The sequence below is a fragment of the Bifidobacterium sp. genome (assembly GCF_051876855.1).
In the GTDB taxonomy this organism is placed as follows: Bacteria; Actinomycetota; Actinomycetes; order Actinomycetales; family Bifidobacteriaceae; genus Bifidobacterium.
The window spans coordinates 28,974-38,881 of the sequence record NZ_JBJEIH010000060.1; the positions used below are offsets into that span (position 1 = coordinate 28,974).

At 60.5% G+C, this 9,908-nt stretch carries 6 protein-coding genes and 2 tRNA genes; 5 read left to right on the top strand and 3 right to left on the bottom strand.

The genetic code is table 11. From position 1 onward, the window contains the following. The first annotated feature begins 190 nt into the window (after nucleotides 1–190). The 3 genes from ACI38B_RS04505 to ACI38B_RS04515 all read left to right on the top strand — a co-directional run bounded on the left by ACI38B_RS04505 (nucleotide 191) and on the right by ACI38B_RS04515 (nucleotide 2,566). Nucleotides 191–823, top strand: a complete 633-nt coding sequence (locus ACI38B_RS04505) for a Pr6Pr family membrane protein (protein WP_439729698.1) — start codon at nucleotides 191–193, stop codon at nucleotides 821–823. 210 nt (nucleotides 824–1,033) lie between these two features. Then, on the top strand, nucleotides 1,034–1,768 hold the full coding sequence (gene rph, locus ACI38B_RS04510) for a ribonuclease PH (protein WP_273303459.1): 735 nt from the start codon (nucleotides 1,034–1,036) through the stop codon (nucleotides 1,766–1,768). Nucleotides 1,769–1,882: 114 nt separating this feature from the next. Beyond that, a complete protein-coding gene (locus tag ACI38B_RS04515) occupies nucleotides 1,883–2,566 on the top strand; it encodes a non-canonical purine NTP pyrophosphatase (RefSeq protein WP_439729699.1) in 684 nt (227 codons plus the stop codon). Between the two features lie 30 nt (nucleotides 2,567–2,596). Here ACI38B_RS04515 and ACI38B_RS04520 read toward each other — a convergent pair whose 3' ends face one another. The 3 genes from ACI38B_RS04520 to ACI38B_RS04530 form a co-directional block, all read right to left on the bottom strand. Continuing rightward, nucleotides 2,597–3,598 (bottom strand): AEC family transporter, encoded by a 1,002-nt coding sequence (locus ACI38B_RS04520; protein ID WP_439729700.1) that lies wholly within the window; start codon nucleotides 3,596–3,598, stop codon nucleotides 2,597–2,599. A gap of 561 nt (nucleotides 3,599–4,159) precedes the next feature. Next, nucleotides 4,160–4,232, bottom strand: a tRNA-Thr gene (locus tag ACI38B_RS04525). Nucleotides 4,233–4,393: 161 nt separating this feature from the next. Further along, nucleotides 4,394–4,474, bottom strand: a tRNA-Leu gene (locus ACI38B_RS04530). Nucleotides 4,475–6,349: 1,875 nt separating this feature from the next. Between ACI38B_RS04530 and ACI38B_RS04535 the strand changes: the two genes are divergently transcribed. Both ACI38B_RS04535 and pgi read left to right on the top strand, forming a co-directional pair. Continuing rightward, entirely contained in the window at nucleotides 6,350–7,594 is a 1,245-nt protein-coding gene (locus ACI38B_RS04535; protein ID WP_439729701.1) for a mannose-1-phosphate guanylyltransferase, read from the top strand. A gap of 150 nt (nucleotides 7,595–7,744) precedes the next feature. Then, a complete protein-coding gene (gene pgi, locus ACI38B_RS04540) occupies nucleotides 7,745–9,442 on the top strand; it encodes a glucose-6-phosphate isomerase (protein ID WP_439729709.1) in 1,698 nt (565 codons plus the stop codon). The last annotated feature ends 466 nt before the right edge of the window (nucleotides 9,443–9,908 follow it).

A 9,908-nucleotide genomic window follows, 5' to 3' on the forward strand; every position in this document is an offset into this window, starting at 1 on the left:
TGCCGGTGAGTAATCAACCATGATTTGTCCTTCTCGTGATGTTCTCGTGATTGGGTCCGTTGCCGGTTAGCGTAGTCCGACGGCACTCGCCGTGCAAGCGTCGGTGGAAGGGTCTGCCGACGCTGAGGGGGGGTGAGTGTCGACAGAGGGTTGTGCCGACGGTGAGGCGGGGCGGGCGTAAGCTGACGGTATGAGATTCATTGCGGGTGTCTGGCGTCTGGCAATCGCCGCGCTGTGCTTCGTCGGCACATACGAGGCGTGGACGATTCCCAATCGATGGGTGTATTTCACATTCCAAACCGGGTTCATGCTCGGCATCGTCATGCTGTGGTCCGGCACCGCGAGCCTGCTCAAAGGCATTCAACCGCCCGCATGGCTCAAAGGCTGCCTAACGGTGTACGCAATCATCACCGCGCTGGTCGCGTTCCTGCTCATGCCACCAGATGACCCGCATTATGTGCCCCAAGTGCTCGGCATCATGACCAATACGATGCTGCATCGCATCGCACCGGTCATGGCCGTGGTTGATTTTCTGCTGTTCGACCAGCACCGGCGGTTCAAACCAAGCTATGTGCTCAGCTGGATGGGCTACTTCCCGATTTATCTCGCCTTTGTGGTGATTCGCGCGCAGTTGTGGCCGCATTCGGGCCCGTCGGTTGGCGGCAACCCGTACCCGTACACCTTCATCGATTTGGGGCAACTGGGGTGGAGCCAGTTCATTGTCAACATCGTGGGCCTTGTCATCGGATTCCTGCTGGTCGCGCTCGCCGTGTTCCTCGTTGACCGGATTCTGCCTGAGAAGTCGCTGTTGCGCTCGCAGTGAACGGTGCCGCACGGCGACTGTCTCGGACATGCGGGCGTTGCGCTGTGCTAGGTTGAGAGCGTACGAAGGATGATACGCCGGTAGGCCCGGCACATTGCAGATAATTGCAGAAAAGAACGCGAGGCAGACATGACACAGACGGATTTGGCGCACGAGAACGAGACGGATACTAAGGACGACGCGCAATCACGGCTCGCCTTGGAAGTCGATATGAACCTCACCCGCGCGGACGGGCGGAAAGTCAACGAACTTCGCCCGGTGCGCATCACCCGGCATTTCACCGAACCGCCGGAGGGCTCGGTGCTCATCGAATGCGGGCATACGCGCGTCATGTGCACGGCGACCTTCACGCCGTCCGTGCCGCGTTGGCGCAAGGACAGTGGACTGGGCTGGGTGACCGCGGAATACGCGATGCTGCCGCGCGCCACCTCGGAACGCACCGATCGTGAATCCGTCAAAGGCAAGATCGGCGGCCGCACCCATGAAATCAGCCGTCTGATCGGGCGTTGCCTGCGCGGCGTCATCGATATGAAAGCGCTGGGGGAGAACCAGATTCAGTTGGATTGCGATGTTCTGCAGGCAGACGGCGGCACGCGTACCGCATCGATTACCGGTGCGTATGTCGCGCTCGTCGACGCGTTGCGTTGGGCCGAAAAGAACGGGCACATCAAATCCGCTGACAAGGTGATTAAGGATGCGGTGTCCGCGGTGTCTGTCGGCGTGATCGACGGCAAGCCGATGCTGGATCTGCCGTATGTGGAGGACAGCAAGGCGATGACCGACATGAACGTTGCCATGACCGGTTCCGGCACGTTCATTGAGATTCAAGGCACCGCTGAGCATCGCCCGTTCACGCGCGCGGAGCTCGGGATCCTGCTTGACCTTGCCGAAAAGGGCAACCGCGAATTGCAAGCCGCCCAGGCTGCGGCGCTCGCCCAGGACTGATTGGTTTCAGGCTGATTTTGCCTCAGGCTGGTCGGTTTCGAGCCGATTGGTTCCGGGTGATTGGTTCTGGACCGACCAATCCGGCCGCCGCCGCGCGCAACCCAACCCAAATCGATGAAAGGAATCACGTTGGCACTCACCATCGTCGTCGCCTCGCATAACGAAGGCAAACTCGCGGAAATCCGCCGAATTCTCGTAGAAGACCTCGCTGGCGCGCCAATCGAACTCGTCTCCGCGGGCTCGCTTGGTCTGCCCGACCCGGTCGAGACCGGCGTCACCTTCCAAGAGAACGCGCTGCTCAAGGCGCGGTTCGTCGCACAACGTTCCGGCATGCCCGCGATTGCCGACGATTCCGGGCTGATTGTTGACGTAATGGGCGCGGCCCCCGGCATCCTGTCCGCCCGCTGGGCCGGTGAACACGGCAATGATGCGGCGAACAACGAGCTGTTGCTCAAGCAGATTGCTGATATCCCCGACGACAAGCGCACGGCCCGGTTCCGTTGTGCGGCGGCGCTCGCAGTGCCCGGGCCGGGTGCGGACGCCGACGGACTGCATCCGATTGTCTCCGACCACGTGGAAATCGGCGAGATGCCCGGCCGCATTATCCGCAAGCCGCGCGGGGAGCATGGTTTCGGCTACGATCCGCTGTTCGTGCCGGATGATCAGCCTGCCCGGGTGTCGGGCGGCCCCGAACTGACATCCGCCGAGATGAGCGCGGATGAGAAGAACGCGATATCGCACCGCGGCAAGGCATTGAAGGCTCTGGTTCCGGCCATCGCGCAACTGGTGACGCGGTAGGGGGATTACGCTCCGGGGCTCATAAACGACTTAGCCGAGCAGCGCCATCCGCGCAACGGTCATCAATGTCAACGACACCACTGCGGTCAACGCGAGCGAGAACCCGGCAAGCCGCGCATTGCCCAGCACCTTGTCGGTGAACATCGTGGAGAACACCGCAATCGGGGCGAGGCAGCACAGCGCGACCGCCTGCCGTACCTCGGCGCCGAACGGCAGCAGGAACCAAGCGGCTGCGGCGAACGCGATGCCGCACGGCAGCCGCCACAACAACACCTCAGCTACGGCTCGGACATCCGCATGGCCGGCCGGCACGTCCATGAGCATGCCGACCATGAGCATCGCGCACAGTGAGTTCGCGTTGGCGAAAGGTTGCGCGATATCGGCGATACCGGACGGAATGCGGACGCCCGCGATCATCAGGACGATCATCACCATATACACGTCGAACGATACCGATGAGACGAATCCGCGCACGATACGACGCCCCAACGTGCGCCGGGCGAGTCGTTTGGCATCCCGGTCTGACGGGCGTCGGTAGGGCAGCGTCGGCGCGTCGCCCGCGTGCTGCTCGGCAAGCGTCATTCCCGGCGCGATATGCAGCAGCGTCTGGGTGAGCACATTCGTCCCGGCTGCCACCATGATGCAGTTGCCGACGTCGAACATCGCGGCAGGCACCAACGCCGCAGACCCGTAAAATGCCTGCAATACGGGGAAACAGAAGCAGCCGACATTGAATCCGGCGCCGTTGAGCATGATAAAAGCGCGCTGGGAAACCGGGCGGTGACGGGTAAACAGGAAAATCAGCATGGGTGGTACCGCGGCTGCGGCGAACCCGAAGAGCGAAATCCACAGCAGGCGGATGTCATGCGGCTGCGTGGCGAACGAGTAGATGATGGCGCCGGGCAAAATGAGATCGAACTCCGCGGTCTGCAACACCCGGTAATCGCGCGACCCGAACAGTCCGAAGCGTTTGAACGCGTAGCCCACCATGATGATGAGCAGCAGGGTGACCGGTTGGATGAGTGTGTGCACGTCTTTCCTCCCTGCGATGTTGCGATGTCTGACGGACGGTGACGCTGTTCATCATAGGATTCGGCTGCGTCGGCGCGCGGGATGTGTCCGTCGTGCGGTGGGGTGTGCGGGTGTGAGTGCGGCGTGCGTGCGGGCGTGGTGGAATAGTGCCCGAGACGTTGCTGTAGGCTGCGTTTTCGGTCGTATAGGAAAAAACGTGGTGCTCATGATGTGACTGAGTCCTGATGACAGTAAGCGTGTCGTGAGGTGATTCATCGTGCGCTTATTCATCCGGCATATCGGCGGTAGCACCATCCAACGCCGTCGCATGCTCGTCACCGGACACATCCGTTGTCCCTCAACCCGATGCCTCGGTTCAGTCAATCACTCCACAAACTGGTTACGCTAGCACCTCGCCCAGCGTAACCAGTTTGTGAAAAACAATGATCGGCACACTCATTACCGAGCCGTCGCGCCAGACACACATTTTGTGATGCAACCCATTTCCCACGGCTTGACGGATGCCATTGCATGCGAAAAAGGGTAAAACAAAACGGCACGCCCAACGACGTGCCGTACCGGAGCCACTTGACAGAATCGAACTGTCGACCTGCTCATTACGAGTGAGCCGCTCTACCGACTGAGCTAAAGTGGCGTGTTGCCCGAGAAGCATACGCTCCTCGCGCACAAGTCCTTTACTATACCGGAACCTCCAGATATTGCAAAATCGACGGCGTTGTCGCACCAATTTCCCTTGGTATGAGCCCCAAGACAATCATCGCAATCATTCTGCCGATGCCGGGGCACATACACCAGTGCGCGCGAAGGGACTTGAACCCTCACGACAAAGTCACAGGAACCTAAATCCTGCGCGTCTACCAATTCCGCCACGCGCGCGACCTGTCCAATGTACCACCGGGCCAAGCCAGCCGCATCAGACCGCAGGCAACCGCAGAATTCCAAGCGAAACACGCTGACGCACAACGGCACGACTATTGGCGGAGCCCCAAATCGTGCAACATCCGAAAGCTCCGAAAGCACAATCAAAATCATGCCGATAACGGGAACTGCACGCCACGACGCAATGTGTTGCCCACGTTGTGCCCACAGTTTGCCCACGATTTCGGTCAGACGGCACGAATCGCGCCCCCGATTCCGTGGTCGTGGACGCGCAGCCGATTCACTCTTGCAACCCGCTTGCTGCAGTGCATCACACGCATTCAACACGGCACGCTCCATGAATCCCTCTGCGCGCACAGCGAAACACACTCGCCAATCACCACTGCAAACGATGGCGGTTGCGCTTCTGCCGGCATCCTCGCATACCGATAGGATGCTGGCATTCACAAGGATAGAAACGTTGTCATCAACCGGTTGGTTACGCAATCATTTCGTAAAATTACCGTGAAATCAGCCTTCCGTTCACGCAGCCGAAGCGCCGGTCGGGTATATTCATGATTGCGCGATTCATGCGCATTGCCGGATAATCCCGACGCATCCAACCATCATCAATCGAGAAAGGAAGGACAGACCATGACTGAGCAAATACTCAGAATGGATTCGACGCTCGCCGCGCTCGACCGACTGATGTCGGAAGACAGTGACAACGATGACGATCATGAGGAGGCCTGAGAGCCTCCTCATTTTTTTCCGGTCTTTCCGGTCTTTCCAGCGCTTTCAGATCCCTGCATTTTCAGCTTTCCCGTCGTTTTGGCCTTTCCAGCCGTTTCAGTCATTGCTTCAGGCTTTTATCGAACACCCCTCATCTGCAGCGACATAACAGTCGGTCCGACGCCGGAACCGTAAGCCGCATCCGGCAACGTCATGGTCAACCGCGTCTGAAGCCACGCATCAAGCCGCATCATCAATTCGTCTTTCCCGACATATAGGAACCAAGGGTATTGCTTCAGGCATTCCATTTCTTCGCGTATGCGGCGGCATACACAACCAGACGGAAGGTGCCGGGGAACGACGAGATCGCCTGGCATTCGCCGGCCCGCGCATACCCGGGCATACGCGGCGCCCCGCTACCGGCATATCAGGCCTGCCGGGCGCTTGCTTCCGGCATACGGCGTATGCCTTGGCATACGCGCGATTGACAACCCCCGGCCTGCACGGCAAACTCGGTTCCATCCCCTGCGGCCGGCAAGGACACGGGATGCAAGTCCGCTGTCTCGACATGCTTCGACTCATGCCATTCGTTTCCGTATCCATTCCGCCTTGAGCACCCGACGCCGATTGCCCGGGCACCATACCAAAGTCTCAATATCTCCCGTTCGAGCCGCGATGTTGAGAGATTGTTCGAAAAAAGTCTCAACGACTCGCGCAAACGGCAATTTAGACGAGATATTGAGATTTCTCGATGCGTCGAGCATGATGGTTAGTCGTGAAAAAGCTTGGAATTTCAACGATTCTTTACTGCTCGCCGTCTGTGATGCCGAGTGCGGAATCTCAATAAATCGGGAAAATCCGGATTTGCGAGGAGATATTGAGACTTTGTTCTGAAAATCTCGATGACATGGTGTAAATCGTCGAGATATTGAGATTTTTGCCGTTCTGTGTGCATTACGTTCTGTGCACACTCCGTTCTGTGTACATTCCGTTCTGCGACATTCCATTTCGCGGATTTCGTCCCCTCAAACATTCTTCCTTCGGAATCGCGTCCCCGGCCTCACAACATGCCAGAAGTTCGTGATTGGAAGCACACGTCATCAGCATCGCAGTATTTCTATACCGCATTCCTGTGCCATACGCTTGTGCCACAATGGAGCCATGAGCAGCATGATCGACGCGAATGCACAGAATGCACAGCACGGTGAACCGCAAGATACTCCGGGCGTGGCGACGACGGAACGGCAGGAGCCGCAGTCGCTGAGCGGGCGCGCGGAAGCGAATGAAAATCAGGATTTCTACGCGGTGATTCCCGCCGGCGGCACGGGAACCCGCCTGTGGCCGCTGAGCCGTGAGGCCAAACCGAAATTCCTCTACGATCTGCTCGGCCAGGGTCGCACGCTGATCCAATCCACCTACGACCGGCTGGAACGCGTTGCGGGGCGGGGCCATGTCACGGTGAGTACGGGTTGGCGGCATGTCGCGGCGATCCGCGAGCAGCTGCCGCAACTTGACGGCAACGACATCTTCGCCGAACCGGTTCCGCGCGATTCCACTGCCGCGATTTGCCTTGCCGCCGCCGTGTTGGCGCGTCGCCATGGCGAGCGCGTCGTGGTGGGGTCGTTCGCCGCGGACCATGTGATTCGTGGCGCTGCCTCCTTCGCCCGCGCGGTCCGTGAGGCCGTCGCCACTGCGCGCGCCGGCTATGTGACGACCATCGGCATCGCTGCGTCCCGCCCGTCCACGGCGTTCGGCTACATCCATCAGGGCCGTTCCCTGGCCGCGGACGTGCCCGAAGCCCCGAGTGCACGGCTGGTCGAGCGGTTCGTTGAGAAACCCGATGCCGCGACCGCCCAGGCCTACTTGTCCACCGGCGAATACCGTTGGAACGCCGGCATGTTCGTGATGCGCGCGGATGTGCTGCTCGGCCACTTGCGTGAATACAAGCCGCGTATGTACGACGCGATTTCAGCTATCGCGGACGCGTACCTTGCCGGCGGTGATGCGGTCGACGAGGCGATGGCGACTCACTGGTCGGGCATCGAGAAAATCGCATTCGATTACGCGGTCGCCGAACCGCTGAGCGTGCAGGGCGGCGTGGCGATGATCCCGGGTGATTTCGGTTGGGATGATATCGGCGATTTCAATTCCGTCGCCGCATTGCTGCCGAGCGCGAACCAGCAGAACATCAAGATTCTCGGCGATCGCGAAAACGTGTCCTATATCGATTCCGCCGGCGATGTGGTGGTGCCCGCCGCAGGACGAACGATTGCATTGCTCGGCGTGAACGACATGGTCGTAGTCGACACGCCGGATGCTTTGCTCGTCGCGCCGCGTGCACGCAGCCAGGAAGTCAAGAATATGGTGGCGCATCTGCGACAGGAAGGCCGTGACGAGCTGCTGTGACCGGCTTCGCCCGGACGGCATCGAGGGCTGTCCGGTTCTGTCCTATTTTGTGAGTATCTTGTCACATGGAAGCAAACGATGTCATTCCGTGCTGCGTGCCTGTCACACAAGCGGGAAGATATCGCTTCGATTATGAAGAAAGGACCAAGTATGGCCATCAATCCGCCAGTTGACGCCACCAAGACTCCTGAGTGGGCTGCCCTGCAGAAGCACTACGACGAGCTGCAGAACGAAGGCATCAGCCTCAAGAAGTGGTTCGCCGAGGATCCGAGCCGTGTGGACCAGCTGAGCTTCGATGCCGGCGACCTGCACTTCGATCTGTCCAAGAACCTGATCAAGCCGGAAACCCTGAAGCTGTTCGCCGACCTCGCCAAGGCCGTCAAGCTTGACGAGCGCACCAAGGCCATGTACACCGGCGTGCACATCAACAACACCGAGGATCGCGCCGTGCTGCACACCGCGCTGCGTCGCCCGGTCGAAGATGAGGGCAAGTACATCGTCGACGGCCAGGATGTCGTCAAGGACGTGCGCGACACGCTCGACCGCATCTACGCCTTCGCTGACAAGGTCCGCTCCGGTGAGTGGAAGGGCGTCACCGGCAAGAGGATCGAAACCGTGGTCAACATCGGCATCGGCGGTTCCGACCTGGGCCCCGTCATGGTGTACGAAGCGCTCAAGCCGTACGCTGATGCCGGCATCTCCGCCCGCTACATCTCCAACATCGACCCGAACGATCTGGCCGAGAAGACCAAGGGCCTCGACCCGGAGACCACCCTGTTCATCATCGTCTCCAAGACCTTCACCACGCTGGAAACCCTGACCAACGCCCGCGAAGCCCGCACCTGGCTGCTCGAAGAGCTCAAGGCCAAGGGCGCCATCGACGGTTCCGACGCGCAGAACGCCGACGCCATCAAGAAGCACTTCGTCGCCGTCTCCACCAACCTGGAGAAGGTCGAGGAGTTCGGCATCGACCCGTCCAATGCCTTCGGCTTCTGGAACTGGGTTGGCGGCCGCTACTCCGTGGATTCCGCTGTCGGCACCTCCCTCGCCGTGGTCTTCGGCCCGGCCCGCTTCGAGGAGTTCCTGCACGGCTTCCATGAGATCGACGAGTACTTCGCCAACACCCCGTTCGACAAGAACGTGGTCGTGCTGCTCGGCATGCTCAACGTGTGGTACCGCAACTTCTTCCACGCCGCATCCCACGCGGTGCTCCCGTACGACCAGTACCTGCACCGCTTCCCGGCGTACCTGCAGCAGCTGACCATGGAATCCAACGGCAAGTCCGTGCGCTGGGACGGCACCCCCGTCACCTCCGACACCGGCGAGATCTTCTGGGGCGAGCCGGGCACCAACGGCCAGCACGCCTTCTACCAGCTGATCCACCAGGGCACGCAGCTGATTCCGGCTGACTTCATCGCGTTCGTCAACACCCCGAACCCGACCAAGGACGGCGACCAGGACGTGCACGAGCTGTTCCTGGGCAACTTCCTCGCGCAGACCAAGGCACTCGCGTTCGGCAAGACCGCCGACGAGGTGCGCGCCGAGGGCACGCCTGAGGACATCGTCCCGGCCCGCGTGTTCACCGGCAACCGCCCGACCACGTCGATCTTCGGCGTGGCGCTGACCCCGTTCTCGCTCGGCGAGCTGATCGCCCTGTACGAGCACATCACCTTCGTCGAAGGCACGGTGTGGGGCCTGGACTCCTACGATCAGTGGGGCGTCGAGCTCGGCAAGCAGCTGGCCAAGCAGATCACCCCGGCGATTTCCAAGGACGACGATGCGCTCGCCGCCCAGGACGCCTCCACCCAGGGCCTGATCAAGTTCTACCGCGCCAACCGCGAGTTCTGATTCGCCACGTGGCCACGTGGTGTATCGGCGGCCGGGTTGTAGCCTGACCTGCCGGTAGACCAAGCCAACAGGATCCCGCCATCCGTTACCGTTACGGATGGCGGGATTTTGTGTTGGTGGGGGCTGTGTGTATCTGCCTGTGGTGTGACTGTTGGGTCGCACGGCGGGCGGGTATTGGCGGTTTCCGGTTCCGATGGTGGGGTATTTGCCTGTGGTGCGACTGTTGGGTCGCACGGCGGGCCGATTGTGGGTGTGGCAGGGGCTGATGGTGGGGGTATCCGCCTGCGGTGTGACTGAGATGTCGCATGGCTGTTCGGTATGGGTTCTTATTGGTTCCTGTGGCGTGGTATCTGTCTGTGGTGCGACTGGCTGGTCGCATGGCGGGCGGGTATTGGCGGTTTCCGGTTCCGACGGCGTGGTATTTGCCTGTGGTGTGACTGTTGGGTCGCACGGCAATCGGATACCA

Excerpts from the sequence above, each read along its gene's own strand:
- ACI38B_RS04505 (WP_439729698.1), top strand. The coding sequence starts at position 191 with ATGAGATTCATTGCGGGTGTCTGGCGTCTGGCAATCGCCGCGCTGTGC.
- rph (WP_273303459.1), top strand. The coding sequence starts at position 1,034 with ATGAACCTCACCCGCGCGGACGGGCGGAAAGTCAACGAACTTCGCCCG.
- ACI38B_RS04515 (WP_439729699.1), top strand. The coding sequence starts at position 1,883 with ATGAAAGGAATCACGTTGGCACTCACCATCGTCGTCGCCTCGCATAAC.
- ACI38B_RS04535 (WP_439729701.1), top strand. The coding sequence starts at position 6,350 with ATGAGCAGCATGATCGACGCGAATGCACAGAATGCACAGCACGGTGAA.
- pgi (WP_439729709.1), top strand. The coding sequence starts at position 7,745 with ATGGCCATCAATCCGCCAGTTGACGCCACCAAGACTCCTGAGTGGGCT.